This window comes from Microbacterium fluminis (genome assembly GCF_051549805.1).
GTDB lineage: Bacteria > Actinomycetota > Actinomycetes > Actinomycetales > Microbacteriaceae > Microbacterium.
The window spans coordinates 622041-638977 of record NZ_CP196042.1 but is presented as its reverse complement, the minus strand read 5'-3'; the positions used below and the strand labels follow the sequence as shown (position 1 = coordinate 638977).

At 71.4% G+C, this 16937-nt stretch carries 15 protein-coding genes; 9 read left to right on the top strand and 6 right to left on the bottom strand.

Features of this window, described 5'->3' with window-relative positions:
• Positions 1–159, top strand: a complete 159-nt coding sequence (locus ACSJDX_RS02970; RefSeq protein ID WP_438354101.1) for a flavin reductase — start codon at positions 1–3, stop codon at positions 157–159.
• Positions 160–186: 27 nt separating this feature from the next.
• Here ACSJDX_RS02970 and treS read toward each other — a convergent pair whose 3' ends face one another.
• Positions 187–2463: a maltose alpha-D-glucosyltransferase gene (gene treS, locus ACSJDX_RS02965; protein ID WP_438354100.1), complete on the bottom strand. Its 2277-nt coding sequence runs from the start codon at positions 2461–2463 to the stop codon at positions 187–189.
• Positions 2464–2538: 75 nt separating this feature from the next.
• On the opposite strand from treS, the gene ACSJDX_RS02960 reads away from it, so the two are divergent.
• From ACSJDX_RS02960 to ACSJDX_RS02935, 6 genes are read left to right on the top strand one after another with little or no spacing between them, the layout of a single operon-like run.
• A complete protein-coding gene (locus ACSJDX_RS02960; RefSeq protein ID WP_438354099.1) occupies positions 2539–3108 on the top strand; it encodes a ribonuclease H family protein in 570 nt (189 codons plus the stop codon).
• Between the two features lie 49 nt (positions 3109–3157).
• Complete coding sequence (locus ACSJDX_RS02955; RefSeq protein WP_438354098.1) at positions 3158–3970, top strand: DUF2510 domain-containing protein; 813 nt, start codon at positions 3158–3160, stop codon at positions 3968–3970.
• Entirely contained in the window at positions 3970–4779 is an 810-nt protein-coding gene (locus ACSJDX_RS02950; RefSeq protein WP_438354097.1) for a sulfite exporter TauE/SafE family protein, read from the top strand. Before ACSJDX_RS02955 ends, ACSJDX_RS02950 begins: the two co-directional genes overlap by 1 nt.
• 41 nt (positions 4780–4820) lie before the next feature.
• Entirely contained in the window at positions 4821–5270 is a 450-nt protein-coding gene (locus ACSJDX_RS02945; protein WP_438354096.1) for an FAS1-like dehydratase domain-containing protein, read from the top strand.
• Entirely contained in the window at positions 5267–5680 is a 414-nt protein-coding gene (locus tag ACSJDX_RS02940; protein ID WP_438354095.1) for a MaoC/PaaZ C-terminal domain-containing protein, read from the top strand. Before ACSJDX_RS02945 ends, ACSJDX_RS02940 begins: the two co-directional genes overlap by 4 nt.
• Positions 5681–5684: 4 nt before the next feature.
• A complete protein-coding gene (locus tag ACSJDX_RS02935; protein WP_438354094.1) occupies positions 5685–6821 on the top strand; it encodes a UDP-N-acetylmuramate dehydrogenase in 1137 nt (378 codons plus the stop codon).
• A gap of 6 nt (positions 6822–6827) precedes the next feature.
• On the opposite strand, the gene ACSJDX_RS02930 is transcribed toward ACSJDX_RS02935, so the two are convergent.
• The 3 genes from ACSJDX_RS02930 to aceB all read right to left on the bottom strand — a co-directional run bounded on the left by ACSJDX_RS02930 (position 6828) and on the right by aceB (position 11531).
• Entirely contained in the window at positions 6828–8027 is a 1200-nt protein-coding gene (locus ACSJDX_RS02930; protein WP_438354093.1) for a pyridoxal phosphate-dependent aminotransferase, read from the bottom strand.
• 231 nt (positions 8028–8258) lie between these two features.
• A complete protein-coding gene (locus ACSJDX_RS02925) occupies positions 8259–9854 on the bottom strand; it encodes an isocitrate lyase (RefSeq protein WP_438354092.1) in 1596 nt (531 codons plus the stop codon).
• 36 nt (positions 9855–9890) lie between these two features.
• Positions 9891–11531 carry a malate synthase A gene (aceB, locus tag ACSJDX_RS02920; RefSeq protein ID WP_438354921.1) on the bottom strand — a complete coding sequence of 547 codons (1641 nt, stop codon included), beginning with the start codon at positions 11529–11531 and terminating at the stop codon, positions 9891–9893.
• A 160-nt stretch (positions 11532–11691) separates the two neighbouring features.
• Here aceB and ACSJDX_RS02915 point away from each other — a divergent pair, with 160 nt between their 5' ends.
• A complete protein-coding gene (locus ACSJDX_RS02915; RefSeq protein WP_438354091.1) occupies positions 11692–13170 on the top strand; it encodes a helix-turn-helix domain-containing protein in 1479 nt (492 codons plus the stop codon).
• Between the two features lie 16 nt (positions 13171–13186).
• Here ACSJDX_RS02915 and ACSJDX_RS02910 read toward each other — a convergent pair whose 3' ends face one another.
• The gene (locus tag ACSJDX_RS02910) at positions 13187–14443 is read right to left on the bottom strand and encodes a peptide synthetase (RefSeq protein ID WP_438354090.1); all 1257 of its coding nucleotides are present in this window, start codon (positions 14441–14443) and stop codon (positions 13187–13189) included.
• A gap of 49 nt (positions 14444–14492) precedes the next feature.
• Between ACSJDX_RS02910 and ACSJDX_RS02905 the strand changes: the two genes are divergently transcribed.
• Positions 14493–15269 (top strand): alpha/beta fold hydrolase, encoded by a 777-nt coding sequence (locus tag ACSJDX_RS02905; RefSeq protein WP_438354089.1) that lies wholly within the window; start codon positions 14493–14495, stop codon positions 15267–15269.
• A gap of 19 nt (positions 15270–15288) precedes the next feature.
• Here ACSJDX_RS02905 and ACSJDX_RS02900 read toward each other — a convergent pair whose 3' ends face one another.
• Positions 15289–16839: a PucR family transcriptional regulator gene (locus tag ACSJDX_RS02900; protein ID WP_438354088.1), complete on the bottom strand. Its 1551-nt coding sequence runs from the start codon at positions 16837–16839 to the stop codon at positions 15289–15291.
• Positions 16840–16937: the final 98 nt, after the last annotated feature.

The window sequence follows — 16937 nt, the reverse complement described above, 5'->3', positions numbered from 1 at the left end:
GTGACGACGACGATCCCGTGGTCGGAGCACGAAGCCGGCGATCACTACATCGTCGTCGGGCGCGTCACCGAGCTCAGTCCGCTGCCCGCGGCCGCGCGCGACCCCCTGCTGTTCTACCGCGGGGCGTACCGTCACCTGCGATCGCTCGAGAGCGCCTGAGCGGCACCGCGCGGCACCTCTCCGGGATCACGCGCGCGGGTCTACGGCGATGATCGGGATCGCCCGCGTGACGGGCGCCAGCTCCTCGGGCTCCGGGGCGCCCAGCAGCAGGAAACGACCCTCGTAGGGGGCGAGCTCCAACGAGAAGCTCTGCAGGTCGTCGATGCGGGCGATCGTGTCGCCGCTGCGCGCGTCGATCACGGGGCTGCGCGGCGCGAGGTGATCCGACCGCACGGTGCCCTCGATCGTGCCCGCGCTGAAGTTGAGCACGGTGAGCTGGATGGGCGCATCCGGCCGGGCGGCGTCGCCGTCGTCGAGCCGGTGCACCAGCACGAGCATGCTGGGGTGTCCGACGTGCGGGATGTCGATCTGCGTCGCGGTGGCGATGCTGTGCGCCCGCCGCAGGTCGAGCACGCCGCGCAGTCCGGACGCGAACGAGTCGGGGTCCTCGAGCTGGAGCGGCAGGGGTCCGTACAGCGTGCGTGCGCGCGGGATGCCGGACGATGAGCGGACCGCGTCGGGTGCGGCGTCGAGCAGATCGTGGGCGCCCCGCTCGATCCAGCGGGTGTCGCCGGTGGAGATCAGGTCGCGCACGTCCTCGGCGGGGAGCGTGAGCGCGCCGGTCAGGTCCCAGCCCGAGAGCGCGAACACCCCGGGCTGCCACGCGTTGTAGGTCGCGAGAAGCAGGTGCGCGTCGCGGATGGCGGGCACGTCGGCGTCGGTGATGTGGGCGAGCGTCGGCTTCCCCTGCGTGGCGGCGATCAGCGACGCCGTCGTGCACGCGATGCCGTTCTGAGTGAAGACGAGGTTGTAGTCGGCCCCGACCGTGAGCACCTCGGTGAGCTCGGCGCGCACCAGCATCGCCAGCTCGAGTCCGGTGATCTCCGCGTGGCGGAACTCGAACACGTCGTCGCGGTGGGTCGTCGCCCAATGCACGAGCTCGTACGTGAGCTCGTCGTGGTTCTGCAGGCCGTGCACGAGCTGCACCGGCTCGACACCGGTGGCCAGCGCCGTGGTCAGGGCCAGGCGCAGGAACTCGGTGCTGCCCGTGGCGAGGGCGTGGTGATACGCCGGGCGCGTGACGAAGTCGTACGACAGATCGGCGCCGACGGCGCCGGTGTCGCGGATGTCCTCCATCGTGAGGTTGAGCTCCTGGAACGTGAAGCCGCCGACCTTGCGCACCATGCCGGCGATGATGTGGTTGGCCGCATGCGAGAGCGGGTGGCCCTCCGACCAGGCGGGCAGTCCTTCCGCGCTCTTCTCGACCCCGAGGAAGCCGTTCGCGTCCAGTCGCAGCGCGCTCGTGCCGAGGTCGCCGAGCGAGTGCAGGGCGTCGCCGATGACCAGGCGCATGCCCGAGAAGGTCGGGTCGAGCCAGTTGATCGAGGGCTGTCCCTGCTTGAAATAGTGCAGATACACCCAGCGCCGCTCGACGCCGTCGGTGCCGATGACGGCCGAGGTGGCGCTCCAGTTGGTCTCCTTGACGCCGGGCGTGAAGAAGATCACCCGCTGCAGCTCGCCGATGATGTAGCCGCGCTCGCTGAGCTCGCGCTCCTGCACGGCGTCGAGGTTCACCGAATCCCGCTCCGCGGGGACGTCGGGCAGCAGGTGCCAGTCCTCCGGCGGGATCTCGACCATGTGGTAGATGCCGGGGTAGTCCTTGTGCGCCATCTCCGCCAGGCGGAAGTCGGCGCCCTTGCCCGTGTGCCCGGGCACGATGTCGTCGATCACACTGCCGCCGTGCGCGTCGGCCACGTCGGCGAGACGTCGGAACGCGTTCTCATCGCCGAACTCCGGATCGATCTGGGTGCTGATCCGATCGAAGTGCCCGTCGACGCTGGGCGTCTCCTGCCATCCGGTGATGCCGCCCGCCCGCTTGACGGGGCCGGTGTGCAGCCCGGTGATGCCGATCCGCTCGAACGCCGCCCACAGCTGGTCGTCGCCGAGTGCGTCGAGGAACGTCTCGCCGGGCCGGGTGATGAGCGAGATCGGGTAGGCCGTGAACCAGACGTCGCTGGTCTCGATGGCCCGGCGCGCGTCGGGGCGCGCGTAGGGGTTGCGCCACATCGACGGCTGGCCCGACAGCTGCCGCGCGAGTACGTCGGCGTCCTTGAGCATCGACTGACGCACCAGCCACTCCACGTACGCCGGATTGGTGCCGTTCGCGGTGCGGGGGTCGGACTGGAACCGTCTCAGAGTGCCGCTGCGCAGCTGGTCGCGGGGGCGCAGACGGCGAGGGCGCGCGGGGTAGCGCTGCTCGTCGTAGCTGATCTCACTCGGGCCTGGCTCGATCGGGACATCCACGGCTCCCACGCTATCCCGGCTCCGCGATCCGGGGCGAGGGATTGACCAGCCCGTGCGGCTGGGACAATGGGGCGGATGGATGCCTACACGCTCGCCACCGATGGAGCCTGCCAGCGCAACCCGGGCCCCGCCGGGTGGGCGTGGGTGGGCGAGGACGGCCAGTGGGCCGCCGGGTCGCTCGCCGAGGGCACCAACAACATCGGCGAGCTCCTCGGGCTGCTCCACGCGATCCGCGACCACGCGCACGTCGCGAAGCTGACCGTGCAGGCCGACTCGATGTACGCGATCGACACCTATTCGAAGTGGATGGACGGACACGCGCGCCGCGGGTGGAAGACGTCCACCGGCGCGCCCGCGAAGAACGTCGACATCCTCCGCGCCCTCATCGCCGCACGCGAGGAGCGCCGCGCGTCGGGCATGCCCGACGTGGTGCTCGAGCACGTGCGCGGGCACTCCGGGCACCGCCTCAACGGCTGGGCCGACGAGCGGGCGGTCCGCGCCGCGCAGCACGGCGCCGAGGGGCGCGAGGGCACGTGGTCCTCCCGCGGCGGCCATCCCGTGCTGGACGTGTCGGTCGATGCGCCCCGCGCCGGCGAGGACCGACCGCGTCGCGGCATCCGGAACCGCCCTTCCGGCCAGGACTAGGCTGGTCCCGGCGGCATCCGGGCCGCCGATGAGGGCGAGCGAGGCGGCCATGGCGACGACATCCCCGGGCTGGTACGACGACGGCAGCGGCGCGCTGCGCTGGTGGGACGGCCAGCAGTGGACCGCCCACGTGCATGCTCCGGATGCTGCGGCCGCCGCGGCCGCGGAGCAGACGGCGCCGATCGCCCCGGACGGGCAGCCGGCCGCGCACGATTCCACGGCGCTGCACGACGCCGGTGCGGGCTACCCCGCCCCCGCGGGCTACCCGGGCGCGGGGTACTCCGCTACCCAGACCTACCCGACCGCCGGAGACCCCGCCGCGCAGGCGTACGTGCCGGCCCCCGACTACGCGCAGGGCGGCGTGTTCACCGCGGCCACGCAGACGAAGTCGAAGCTCTGGATCGTGTGGGTCGTGCTCGGCGTCGTGCTGCTGGGTCTGGTGGTCGCCGCAGCGGTGCTGATCCCGATGCTCATCGGTCTGTTCACCCCCTCGGCCGCCACGGGCAGAGGAGCCGATCAGCAGGCGGCGGTCTCGACGGTCGAGACGTACGACCACGCCTGGCGCACCGCGAACTGCGACGAGTACTTTGCGGCGACCACCGAGTCCTTCCGCGTCTATCAGCAGATCCCGGACTGCGACACCTTCCTCTCCAGCTCCGCCAACTTCACCGACTCGACGCAGGACTACATGCTCGTGGTGAACGCGGTCACGGCCGAGGGCGAGCACATCATCGTCGACACGACCGAGAGCTACGTCGACCCGCTCGACACCAGCGGATCGACGACGCCGATCGCGAGCGACTACACGTACACGCTCGTCTCGGTCGGGGGCACGTGGCTGATCGACGACGCGACGAATTGATGGCGATCCTCCCTCCGACCCCGCCCACCCGTCCCGCACGCTCACCCCGGTTCGTCCTCGCCTGCATCGGCATCGGCCTGCTCGCGGGTCTGATGTCCGGGCTCTTCGGCGTGGGCGGCGGCACCGTGATCGTCCCGCTGCTCGTGCTGCTGCTGCGCTTCGATCAGCGCCTCGCCGCCGGCACCTCGTTGGCGGCCATCGTGCCGACTGCGACCGTCGGGGTGATCTCCTACGCCGTGCACGGTTCCGTCGCGTGGGTGCCGGCCGCGATCCTGGCCGTCGGAGCCGTGTTCGGCGCGCAGATCGGAACCTGGCTTCTGCCGCGCCTGTCGCAGTTCGTGCTGAGGATGGGCTTCGTCGGATTCCTCGTGGTGGTGATCGTGAGCCTGTTCCTCGTGGTGCCCTCGCGCGAGGCCGACCTCCCCCTCACGTGGGTCACGATCTCGGGGCTCGTCGTGCTCGGCGTCATCACCGGCATCCTGGCGGGCCTCCTCGGCGTCGGCGGCGGCGTGGTGGTCGTGCCGGCGCTGATGCTGCTGTTCGGCACGAGCGACCTCATCGCCAAGGGGACGTCGCTGCTGATGATGATCCCCACGGCGGTCTCGGGCACGGTCGGGAACATGCGCCGGCGGAACGTCGATCTCGTGGCCGCGGCGTGCGTGGGCGTCGCCGCGTGCACCACGACGGCGCTCGGCGCCTGGTTCGCGACGCTGCTCGACCCGCTGGTATCGAACATCCTGTTCGCAGTCTTCCTCACCTTCATCGCCGCGCAGATGACGGTGCGCGCGGTGCGCGCACGCCGAGGCTGATCGGCCCCGGCGCGCATCCGGCGCGTCGGTAGGATGGATCGGTGCCAGTGAATCCCCAGCTCGTCGAGCGCGAGTTCCCCCCGACGGCGCCGTACCTCGTCGGCCGCGAGAAGGTGCGCGAGTTCGCCCGGGCGGTGTTCGCGGATGCTCCGCAGCACCACGACCCGGCGGCCGCCCGCGCACTCGGCTACGCCGATGTGGTCGCCCCGCCCACCTTCGCGATGGTGGTGCAGGACCTCACCCTCCAGCTGCTGCTGGCCGAGCCGGACTCGGGAATCGTGCTGTCGCGCGTGCTGCACGGCGAGCAGCGGTTCCGCTACACCCGGCCGATCGTGGCCGGGGACGAGCTGACCGCGACCCTGCACGTGCGCACGATCCGCGCGGTCGGCGGCAACGCCATGGTCACCAGCGACGCCGACATCGTCGACGCGTCCGGCGCCCACGTCGTCACGGCCACCTCGGTGCTCGTGGTCGGGGAGGAGGCGGCATGAGCGGTCTGGGAGAGCTCGCGGTCGGTCAGGTCGTGGCCGAGCGCGACATCCATCTCACCCGCGAGTCGCTCGTGCGCTACGCGGGCGCGTCGGGCGACTTCAACCCCATCCACTACCGCGACGACATCGCCGCCGAGGTGGGTCTTCCGGGCGTGCTCGCGCACGGGATGCTCACGATGGGTCTGGCCGTCGCGACGCTGGAGGCGTGGCTGGGCGACACGGGCCGCATCGCCGAGTACGGCGTGCGCTTCACCCGTCCCGTCGTGGTCGACCCGGCGGACGGCGCCGACCTGCACATCACCGCGACCGTCGGTGCGCTGGAGGACGAATACGCCCGCATCGATCTGACCGTGCGAGCGGCGGAGGTCACCGTGCTCGCCAAGGCGCAGGTGCGCGTGCGGCTGTCCTGACGCCATGCCCGAGATCGAACCGATCCCGCTCGCGCAGCTGACCACGCTGCGCACCGGTGCGGCCCCCGCGCGCATGATCGACGCGCACACGCGCGACGAGCTCGTCGCCGCCCTCCGCGACACCTGGGCCGGCGGCGACGACTGGTTCGTGCTCGGCGGCGGCTCGAACCTCTTCGTCGGCGACGAGCCGTTCGAGGGCACGGTGGTGCGCATCCTCACGGAGGGGATCGAGCGGATGCCGTCGCCCCACCCCGGTCGCGTGCGACTGCGCGTCGAGGCCGGGCACTCGTGGGACGCGCTCGTGGCCTCCGCGGTCGCGGAAGGGCTCGCGGGGATCGAGGCGATGTCGGGCATCCCCGGCACCGTCGGCGCCGCACCCGTGCAGAACATCGGCGCCTACGGGCAGGAGATCGCCGAGACGCTCGTCGAGGTCGAGCTCATCGACGAGGAGTCGGGGGATGTCCAGACCGTTCCCGCCTCCGAACTCGGGCTGGGTTTCCGCACTTCGGTGTTCAAGCACCACTACGGCTTCGTCGCCGAGCGGTCGGCCGTGATCCTCTCCGTCACGCTCGACCTCGCCGAGGTCGGTGGAGCGGAGCGGCCGGTGGCGGGGGAGCAGCTGCGCACGGCGCTCGGCCTCGGCCCCGAGGCATCCGTCTCCGTCGGCTGGATCCGCGACCACGTGCTCGAGACGCGTCGTCGCAAGGGCATGGTGCTCGACGCCGACGACCCCGACACCTCCAGTGCCGGCTCGTTCTTCCAGAACGCGATCGTGTCGGAGTCGTTTGCCCGCACGCTGCCCGACGCCTGCCCGCGCTGGCCGATGACGCCCGCGCTCGATCCGGTCACGGTGATCCCGCTCGCCGCGTTCGACGGCATCGTCCCGCCGCCGCCGGAGTATCGCACCGAGGTCAAGGTGAGCGCCGGCTGGCTCATCGAGCACGCCGGGGTGGGCAAGGGTTTCCGCCTGCCGCGCTCGCGCGCGGGCCTGTCGACCAAGCACGCGCTCGCCCTCACCAACCGCGGCGGCGCGACGGCCGCGGAGCTCGCCGAGCTGGCGAGATTCATCCAGGGCCGCGTGCAGTCCGAGTTCGGGCTGATCCTCCAGCCCGAACCGGTGCTCGTCGGCGTCGAGATCTAGCCGGGCTCAGCCGAAGAGCTGCTGCAGGCGGCCGATGCCCTCGCGGATCGCGTCGTCGCCGAGCGCGTACGAGAAGCGCAGGTAGCCGCTCGGCCCGAACGCCTCGCCGGGAACCGCGGCCACCTCGGCCTCGTCCAGGATCAGGTCGGCGAGCTCGAGGGATGTCTCGATGCGCTTCCCCCGCCACTCGCGGCCGAGCAGCCCGGTGACGTCGGGGTACACGTAGAACGCGCCCAGCGGCGTCGGGACGCTCACGCCGTCGATCGTCGACAGCTCCTCGACAATGAGCTTGCGGCGCCGGTCGAACGCGACGCGGAACTCCTCCGCCTCGGCCTGCGGACCCGTGAGCGCGGCGAGGGCCGCGCGCTGCGCGATGTTGTTGACGTTCGACGACAGGTGGGACTGCAGGTTCGCCGCGACCTTGATCGCGTCCTGCGGGCCGACCATCCAGCCCACGCGCCAGCCGGTCATGGCGTAGGTCTTCGCGACGCCGTTGACGAGGATCGTCTGCTGCGCGAGCTCGGGAACGGCCTCGACGATCGACACGGCGCGGGCGCCCTCGTAGACGAGGTTCTGATAGATCTCGTCGGTGATGACCCAGATGCCGTGCGCGAGCGCCCACTCGCCGATCGCCTTCGTCTGCTCGGCGGAGTAGACGGAGCCGGTCGGGTTCGACGGCGACACGAACACGAGCACCGTGGTCTTCTCGGTGCGGGCGGCCTCGAGCTGCTCGACGGTGACGAGGTAGTCCTGGTCGGCCCCGGCGAACACCTCGACGGGGATGCCGTCGGCCAGGGCGATCGCTTCGGGATAGGTGGTCCAGTACGGGGCGGGCAGCAGCACCTCGTCGCCCGGGTTCACCACGGCCTGGAACGCCTGGTAGACGGCCTGCTTGCCGCCGTTGGTGACGATGATCTGCGATGGGCTCACCTCGAGGCCCGAGTCGCGCAGCGTCTTCGCGGCGATCGCCTCGCGCAGCACGGGGAGCCCGGCGGCGGCGGTGTAGCGGAAGTTCGCCGGGTCGTGCAGCGCCTGCGCGGCGGCGTCGACGATGAACTGCGGCGTGGCGAAGTCGGGCTCGCCGGCGGCGAAGCTGATCACCGGGCGGCCGGCGGCCTGGAGCGACTTCGCCTTCGCGTCGACCTTGAGGGTCGCCGACTCGGCGATGGACGAGAGCTTGCGGGAGAGCGGGGCGCGTTCGGTCACGTTTCGAGCGTAGTCCGGCCGTTCGGCGTCGCCCACTGTCCATGACGGCGCATTCCCGCTCGCTCCTGTACGCCCGCGCCATCGACGAACGGTCGCGACTCGCCGCGCGCGCGAGGCGGTACGGCGTGTTGCGACCGCTCGGCAGGAGGGGTCCAGGGACGAGGGGACGCAAATCGCGGCATCCGGACGAATGGATGCCGCGATCCGCGCCCCCTCGCGGGAGAACCGGGTTCAGCCGAACTGGTTCATCGTGTTGTCCTTGCCGCCGGCCTTGAGCGCGGCATCCCCGGCGAAGTACTCCTTGTGGTTGTCGCCGATGTCGCTGCCGGCCATGTTCTGATGCTTGACCGTCGCGATGCCCCCGCGGATCTCACGACGCTGCACGCCCTTGACGTACGCGAGCATGCCCTCGTCGCCGAAGTAGCCCTTGGCCAGGTCATCGGTCGACAGCGCGGCCGTGTGGTAGGTCGGCAGGGTGATGAGGTGGTGGAAGATCCCGGCGCGGGCGGCACCGTCGCGCTGGAATGTGCGGATCCGCTCGTCGGCGAGCGTGGCCAGCGCGGTGTCGTCGTACTCCACGCTCATCAGGTCGGCCCGGTCGTACGCGGAGACGTCCTCGCCCTGCGCCGCCAGCGCGTCGTATGCCTGCTGCCGGAAGTTGAGCGTCCAGTTGAACGACGGGCTGTTGTTGTAGACCAGCTTGGCGTTCGGCACGACCTCGCGGATGCGGTCGACCATCCCGGCGATCTGCTCGACGTGCGGCTTCTCGGTCTCGATCCACAGCAGGTCGGCGCCGTTCTGCAGCGATGTGATGCAGTCGAGCACCACGCGGTCCTCACCCGTTCCGGCGCGGAACTGATAGAGGTTGCTGGCCAGGCGCCGCGGGCGCAGGAGCCTGCCCTCGCGGCGGATGATCACGTCGCCGTCGCTCAGATCGCCGGCGGCGACCTCCTCGACGTCGAGGAACGCGTTGTACTGGTCGCCGAGGTCGCCCGGCTCGTGCGAGACGGCGATCTTCTGCGTGAGTCCCGCGCCGAGCGAGTCGGTGCGGGCGACGATGATGCCGTTGTCGATGCCGAGCTCGAGGAAGGCGTAGCGCACCGCGTTGATCTTCGCGAGGAAGTCCTCGTGCGGCACGGTGACCTTGCCGTCCTGGTGGCCGCACTGCTTCTCGTCCGAGACCTGGTTCTCGATCTGGATGGCGCACGCACCCGCCTCGATCATCTTCTTGGCCAGCAGGTACGTCGCTTCGGGATTGCCGAAGCCGGCGTCGATGTCGGCGATGATCGGCACGACGTGGGTCTCGTACGTGTCGATCTGCGTCTGGATGAACTCCACCGCCGTCTCGTCGCCCGCCGCCCGCGCGCGATCGAGCGCCGTGAACAGCAGGTCGAGCTCGCGCGTGTCGGCCTGGCGCAGGAACGTGTACAGCTCCTCGATGAGCGCCGGGACGGCCGTCTTCTCGTGCATCGACTGGTCGGGCAGCGGTCCGAACTCCGAACGGAGGGCGGCGACCATCCAGCCCGACAGGTACAAGTACCGCTTCTTCGTCGACTTCAGGTGCTTCTTGATCGAGATGAGCTTCTGCTGTCCGATGAAGCCGTGCCAGACGCCCAGCGACTGCGTGTACAGGGACGCGTCGTCGTCGTACTCGGCCATGTCGGCCCGCATGATGTCGGCGGTGTACTGCGCGATCTCGAGCCCGGTGCGGAAGCGGTTCTGCGCCCGCATGCGCACGACGTTCTCGGGGTCGATCGCGTCCCATGCCGATCCGTGCTGCTGCTTGAGGGCGTCGATCGAGGCGAGGTCGTCCTGGTAGGTGGTCATGTCGTGTCCTTTGTCGTCGATTCGGGATGCCGCGACTCACGCGGTCTCGGTGAGGTGGCGCGCGTAGGCGGGCAGGGTCAGGAACGCAGGGAAGTCCTGCCCGAGCGCCACCTCGCGGAAGACCTCCGCGGCGTCGTCGAAGCGGTCGCCCTCCGAGCGCGCCACCTCGCCCAGCACCCGGGTGATCAGGCCCTCGATGTAGTCGCGGGTGATCGGGGTGCCGTCCTCGGTGGCGCGGTCCTGGTGGATCCACTGCCACACCTGGGACCGCGAGATCTCGGCGGTCGCGGCATCCTCCATGAGGTTGTCCAGCGCCACGGCGCCCAGCCCGCGCAGCCACGCCTCGATGTAGCGGATCGCGACCGACACGTTGGCGTGCACGCCCTCGGCCGTCACGGGGCGTCCGATGTGCACGTCGAGCAGCTCGGCCGCCGACACCTGCACGTCGTCGCGCTGACGGTCGACCTGGTTGGGGCGGTCGCCCAGCACCGCGTCGAACTCGGCCTGGGCCGTGGGGATCAGGTCGGGGTGCGCCACCCACGTGCCGTCGAATCCGTCGCCGGCCTCGCGCTTCTTGTCGGCGGCCACCTTCTCGAACGCCCGGGCGGTCACCTCGGGGTCGCGGCGGTTCGGGATGAACGCGCTCATGCCGCCGATCGCGAAGGCCCCGCGCTTGTGGCACGTCTTGACCAGCAGCTCCGTGTAGGCCCGCATGAACGGCACCGTCATCGTCACCTCGCTGCGGTCGGGCAGCACGAACCGGGCACCGCGGCCGCGGTAGTTCTTGATGATCGAGAAGATGTAGTCCCAGCGGCCGGCGTTGAGGCCCGCCACGTGGTCGCGCAGCTCGAAGAGGATCTCCTCCATCTCGAACGCGGCGGGGAGCGTCTCGATGAGGACCGTCGCACGGATGGTGCCGTGCGGGATGCCGATGTACTCCTCGCTGAACGAGAACACGTCGTCCCACAGCCTGGCCTCTTCGCTGGACTCCAGCTTGGCGAGGTAGAAGTACGGCCCGCGCCCGTTCGCGATCAGCTGCTGCGCGTTGTGGAAGAAGTACAGCCCGAAGTCCACGAGGGATCCGGATGCCGCCATCCGGCGTCCGGCGCGGTCGGTGACCTCGAGGTGCTTCTCCGGCAGATGCCAGCCGCGCGGGCGCATCACGATCGTCGGGGTGCGCTCGGCGGTCACCTCGTAGGTCCTGCCGTCGGCGGAGGTGAACGACAGCTCGCCTCGGATCGCGTCGCGCAGGCTCAGCTGCCCCTCGATGACGTTCTTCCAGGTGGGGGAGGTGGCATCCTCCTGGTCGGCCAGCCACACCTTCGCGCCCGAGTTCAGCGCGTTGATCGTCATCTTGGGGTCGGTGGGCCCGGTGATCTCCACCCGGCGGTCCTCCAGACCGGGGCCCGCTCCGGCCACGCGCCAGTCGGCGTCGTCGCGGATGTGAGCGGTGTCGTCGCGGAAGCGGGGGTCGTGGCCGTTCCCGATCTCGAACCGGCGGCGCATCCGCTCGGCGAGCCGGTCGTGGCGTCGACCGCCGAACCGGGTGTGCAGCTCGGTGAGGAACGCCAGCGCGTCGGGGGTGAGGATCTCGTCGTAGCGGTCTCGCACGGGACCGACGACGTCGATCGCGGCCTCGTGCGTCGCCACCGGGGTGGGGCCGGTCTGCGTGGACATCGGCCGGAACGCGGTCGTGATGGTCATGATGTGCTCCTCTCGCTCGAGCGGTGGATGGTCACCGGGTCGTAGCTCCACTGTGTGTGAAGTTCTGTCCCACTACCCGCCGATTCGCGTGTGAAGATCGGCCGAATTTCTGCTTCTGTGACAGAATCGCCGTATGAGCACCGTGACACCACCGTCGCTGACCGCAGATCCCGGCGACGATCGTGAGGTGGACTCCCTGACGATCGGCCGGCGCATCCGGCAGCTGCGCACCGACCGCGGCATGACGCTCGAGGAGCTCGCCTCGGCGGTCGACCGCGCGCCGAGTCAGCTGTCGATGATCGAGAACGGCCGGCGCGAGCCGAAGCTCACGCTGCTCCAGGCGATCGCCCGTGCCCTGTCGACGACCCTCGACGCCCTGCTCGAATCGGCGCCGCTCGACGAACGCTCCACCCTCGAGATCGGGCTCGAGCGCGCGATGCGCGGCTCGACGTTCCAGGCGCTCGGGATCGCCCCCTTCCGCATCGGCCGCTCGGTGCCCGACGACGCGCTCCGAGCCATGCTCGCGTTGCAGGGCGAGATCGAGCGGCTGCGCGACGAGCGCTCCGCCACCCCCGAGGAGGCTCGTCGCGCCAACGTCGCCCTGCGGCGGCTCATGCGCACTCAGGACAACTGGTTCCCCGATCTGGAGGCGCAGGCCCGCGGCATCCTCTCCGCGGTCGACCACCCCGGCGGGCCGCTCACCCAGCGCACCGCCTCGGACATCGCCGCGCATCTCGGGTTCACGCTGCACTACGTGCCCGACCTGCCGCAGACCACCCGCAGCGTCGCCGATCTGAAGAACGGCCGGCTCTACCTCTCCAGTCGGCTCACGGCCAAGGGCGATCCGCGCACGGCGGTGCTGCAGGCGCTGTCCAGCCGCATCCTCGGGCACTCCGAGCCCACCAGCTACGCCGAGTTCCTCCGCCAGCGCGTGGAGACGAACTACCTCACCGGGGCGCTCCTCATCCCGCAGGAGCACGCGGTGCCGTTCCTGCAGGACGCGAAGGCCCGTCGGGCCATCTCGATCGAGGACCTCCGCGACGCGTACTCGGTGTCGTACGAGACCGCGGCGCACCGGTTCACCAATCTCGCCACGGAGCACCTCGGCATCCCGGTGCACTTCCTCAAGGTGCACGAGTCGGGCACGATCACGAAGTCCTACGAGAACGACGACGTGAACTTCCCGACCGACCGTCTGGGCTCCAGCGAGGGGCAGATGTGCTGCCGCAAGTGGACCAGTCGGGTGGTGTTCGACGTCGACGACAAGTTCAACCCGTACTACCAGTACACCGACACCGGCAACGGCACGTACTGGTGCACGGCGCGGGTGGAGGCATCCAGCGAAGGGGCCCACTCGGTGTCGGTCGGTGTGCGCTTCGACGACACGAAATGGTTCCTCGGGCGCGACACCCCCAACCGCGGCGTCTCGCGGCACGCGGTCGAGGTGTGCTGCCGACGCGCCCCGGCCGACCTCGAGTCGGCGTGGCGCACGCAGTCGTGGCCCAATGTCAAGACCCCGCGCACGCTGCTGGCGACGCTTCCCACGGGCGCGTTCCCCGGGGTGGACACGACCGACGTGTACGAGTTCCTGCAGGCGCACGCCCCGCGCTGAGCGGGGGTGCGCCCCGTCAGGCTCCCGCGTGGGCGCGGATACCTGCTTCGACGGCGTCGAGCCAGCGCCCCACGTTGCGTCGCGCCTCGGGGGTGTCGGGGTAACGGCACCGCAGATGCATGCCGGTGTCGTTCAGCACGAACCACACCATGACCCCGTCGGTCTTGATCTCGGCGGTGACGAACCGGATCGAGTCCCCCGCGTGAAGGTGCGGAAGCCGCCGCGTGTCGAGCCAGGAGATCGCGAACATCCCCGCGGCGGGCGGCGGGCCGGCGGGGCCGAGGATGGGCGCGAGCGGGTGCGAGCCGAGTGCGAGCGCCTCCTTCACCGCCGCCGCGACGGCGCGCGGGTCGGGGTCGTCGCTGTCGATCACCGAATTGGTGATGAACCAGCCGACGCTGTCGAGCCAGCGCGCCTCGTTGCGACTGTGCACCGGGAAGACCGCGCGCAGCGCCGATCCGGCCAGCGCCCGGGTGACGCCGGTGAGCACCGAGAGCGCCAGCGCGGTGGGGCGCACCCCGTACCCGTCGGCGACGCGCTCGAACGTCGCCACACCGTCGGCGTCGATCAGGTCGCGCACCTCGACGACCTCGTCGCGGAGCGTCGAGACGTCGCCGAGCGACAGCGGGAACACGGGCAGGTCGCCGCCGCCGGCCTCGAGTATCGCGTGCCAGCGCGCGACGATCGTCTCGGGGGCGGGCGGGAGCGAGGCCAGCAGGGCGGAGTGGGCGCCGAAGTCGGCGGGGGGATCGTCGGCACCGCGGTCGGGATCGCGCAGATCGCGCGCGAGCACCAGCAGCGACCACATGTCGACGTGCGCGTGATCCGACGCGATCACGACGGTGATCGGGCCCGTCTCGGGGACGATCGCGGCGAGCAGGTGCGACGGCTGCGCGAAGGGCCGGCAGCGGTCATCGAGCAGACGATGCAGGATGCCGCGCAGCGCGTCTCCGGTCCCCTCGGCGACCTGCTCCCACCCGGCCGAGGCGACCTCGATCGGGCGCAGGCGCAGGCCGTCGTCCTGCGAGAAGCCGGTGCGCAGCGCACCGTGCCGGGCCAGGACGCGGGCCCAGCCCCGCTCGAGCGTCTCGAGGTCGCTGTCGAGGTCGAAGGCGAGCGCCATCCACGAGCCGGCCCGGTCGCCGCCGCCCACGTGTCGGCGCTGATCGTACGAGATCGTCACCTCGCCGGCCTCCGCCCCGGACGCCGTCATGGCGAGCACGTGGAGCGATCCGTCGGGGAGGTTCACCCGGGCGATGCTGCTGAGGCGCATCGCCGTAGCATAGGGGCCCAGACCATCGAGTTCGTGACGGGGAGGCGAGATGCCTGTTCTGGAGACCCGGGGAGCTCGGCTCGACTACGAGCTCGCAGGCGACGAGGGCCCGCTCGTGGTGCAGCTGCACGGCCTGACGTCCAGTCGGGAGCGCGACGTCGAACTCGGCCTCGACCTGTCGCGCGCGCTGCGTCGGCATCGCGTGCTGCGGTTCGACGCACGGGGTCACGGGCGCTCGACCGGCACGACGTCCGCCTCCGACTACGGGTGGGACCGTCTCGCCGACGACCTGCTCGCCCTGCTGGATCACGTGGCGCCGGGGGAGCGGGTGCACGGGGTGGGCCCCTCGATGGGAACCGGCACGCTGCTGCACGCCGCGGTGCGCGCGCCCGACCGGTTCGCGAGCCTGACGCTCGCCGTGCCGCCCACGGCATGGAAGACCCGCCGCGCGCAGGGCGACACCTACCGGGGCAACGCCGAGCTCATCGAGCGCGAGGGGCTGGCCGCATTCGTCGCCCTCGGATCGGCCGCGCCGGTGCCACCCGCTCTGGCGGAGGCGCCCGACACCCTGCCCGCGGTCGCCCCGGAGCTGCTGCCGACCGTCATGCGCGGTGCCGCCGGAACCGACCTGCCGCACCGCAAGGGCATCGTGCGCCTCACCGTCCCGACGCTGATCCTCGCGTGGACGGGCGACCGGGGGCATCCGCTCAGCACGGCCAAGAAGCTGCATTCGCGGATCTACGGAAGCCGGCTCGTCGTGGCCCGCACCCCCTACGGCATCATGGCGTGGCCCGGCCTCTTCGCCGAGCACGTGACCACGCACTGATCAGCCCGCCCGGCCCGCCTCACGCCAGTGCGCGCAGCGCCGCCCACAGTTCGGCGCGGGTGGCGAACGAGCCGAGTTCGCGCGCGAGCAGTCGTTCGGAGAGGGTGAGGCGGGCGCGCACGGTGTGGCGATGCACGCCGAGGGCGCGCGCCGTCGACTCGGCCGAGCAGTCCTCGTCGAGCCACGTTCGCAGCGTCTGCACCAGGTGCGTGCCCTCGCGGGCGTCGTGCTCGGTGAGCGGGGCCAGCTCGGCGGCGGCGAGCGGCGCGGCCTCGGGGCCCAGCGCCGACAGCACGCCGGACGCCGCCACCTCGGTGAACGAGGTGATCGCGGCACGCCCTCGATCGCGCGCCACCCGTGCCTGATCGAGGGCCGCCGCGACGCCGTCGTAGCCGGTCGGCGCCGAGACCCCGATGCGGGCGTCGAAGCGGGCCGCCGCCTCCTGCAGCACGTGCCGGTCGTCGGCCGGGACGACGAGTACCAGGCCGTCGTCCGCGCGACCGAAGAAGAGCGAGCCGCGCTGCTCCTCGGCGCGCAGCTCGAGCAGCTCGGCGAGCGCCTCGCCGCGGGCGGATGCGGCATCCGTCACCGCCACCACGACCGGCGCGGCCGGCAGCGGGCCCCACAGGTCGCGCGCGATGCGGCGCGCGAGCCCCGGATCGCCGGCCAGGAGCGACTGCAGCAGCCCCGCGCGGAGGGCGCCGCGCGCGCGGCTGAGCCCCTGCTGCTGCTCGAAGGCGAGCCCGGCCATGGCGATCACGGCCGTCACCACACCGCGCCCTTCCTGGTCGAGCTCACCCGCCGCGATCGCGATCACGCCCCGCAGGTGACCTCCGCGCCCGAGGGTCTGCAGGGTGAAGGGGCGCTCGCCGATGCGCAGGGCCGAACCTGCCCGGGCGCCTCGGCGCAGCACCGTGCCGACCTCGTCGTGGAGGGAGGCGACGGATGCCTCGTCGAGCTCGCCGGCCGGATGCTCGCGCATCAGCTCGCCGGCGGCGTCGAACAGCCCCACCCAGGTGCCCAGCTGGCGGGCGAGCTCGGCGAGCGTCGCGCCGAGGCCGTCGGGCCTGAGGGCGGCCAGGGCGATCGCCCGCTGGGCGGCCAGCGCCCAGCTGCGGCGGGCGTAGGCCTCGGCGGCGATGGCCTCGGCGTTCGCCCGCGCGACGGCGATGAAGGGCGTGCGATAGGGCACCTCGAACAGCGGCAGGCCCGCGTCGCGGCATGCCGCGGTCAGCTCGGGCGGGATGCCGTCGCGGACGACCTCGGTGCCGAAGCCCAGACCCGCCACGCCGCGCGCGACAAGCCGCTGCACGTAGTCGGCGACGAGCGCGGCATCCGTCCCTCCGCGGCCGGTCGCGGCCGTGCCGCCGGGCCCCCCGGCGAACTGCGTGCCCGTGGTCAGCAGCACCTGTCCGTCGGAGAGGAACGGCGTGGGATCGGCGAGGTCGCTGGAATGCACCCAGCGCACCGGGCGGTCCAGCGCCGTCGGGTCGACCTCGACCTCCAGCCGCAGGTGCAGATCGGTGCGCGCGAGGAGAGCGCGCAGCGTCGGGGTTTCCGCGGTGTCCATGCGCGCCTCCGAGCAGACAGTCGTGTACCGGGCGTACAGCAACGTATCCAGAATGTACAGGACGGAGGGTGCGGCGGCCCGTGAGCGTTCCCTACGCT

What these genes read in the sequence shown, in the direction of transcription:
- ACSJDX_RS02960 (WP_438354099.1), top strand. Translation starts at nt 2,539, where the DNA reads ATGGATGCCTACACGCTCGCCACCGATGGAGCCTGCCAGCGCAACCCG.
- ACSJDX_RS02955 (WP_438354098.1), top strand. Translation starts at nt 3,158, where the DNA reads ATGGCGACGACATCCCCGGGCTGGTACGACGACGGCAGCGGCGCGCTG.
- ACSJDX_RS02950 (WP_438354097.1), top strand. Translation starts at nt 3,970, where the DNA reads ATGGCGATCCTCCCTCCGACCCCGCCCACCCGTCCCGCACGCTCACCC.
- ACSJDX_RS02940 (WP_438354095.1), top strand. Translation starts at nt 5,267, where the DNA reads ATGAGCGGTCTGGGAGAGCTCGCGGTCGGTCAGGTCGTGGCCGAGCGC.
- ACSJDX_RS02935 (WP_438354094.1), top strand. Translation starts at nt 5,685, where the DNA reads ATGCCCGAGATCGAACCGATCCCGCTCGCGCAGCTGACCACGCTGCGC.
- ACSJDX_RS02925 (WP_438354092.1), bottom strand. Translation starts at nt 9,854, where the DNA reads ATGACCACCTACCAGGACGACCTCGCCTCGATCGACGCCCTCAAGCAG.
- aceB (WP_438354921.1), bottom strand. Translation starts at nt 11,531, where the DNA reads ATGTCCACGCAGACCGGCCCCACCCCGGTGGCGACGCACGAGGCCGCG.
- ACSJDX_RS02915 (WP_438354091.1), top strand. Translation starts at nt 11,692, where the DNA reads ATGAGCACCGTGACACCACCGTCGCTGACCGCAGATCCCGGCGACGAT.
- ACSJDX_RS02910 (WP_438354090.1), bottom strand. Translation starts at nt 14,443, where the DNA reads ATGCGCCTCAGCAGCATCGCCCGGGTGAACCTCCCCGACGGATCGCTC.
- ACSJDX_RS02905 (WP_438354089.1), top strand. Translation starts at nt 14,493, where the DNA reads ATGCCTGTTCTGGAGACCCGGGGAGCTCGGCTCGACTACGAGCTCGCA.
- ACSJDX_RS02900 (WP_438354088.1), bottom strand. Translation starts at nt 16,839, where the DNA reads ATGGACACCGCGGAAACCCCGACGCTGCGCGCTCTCCTCGCGCGCACC.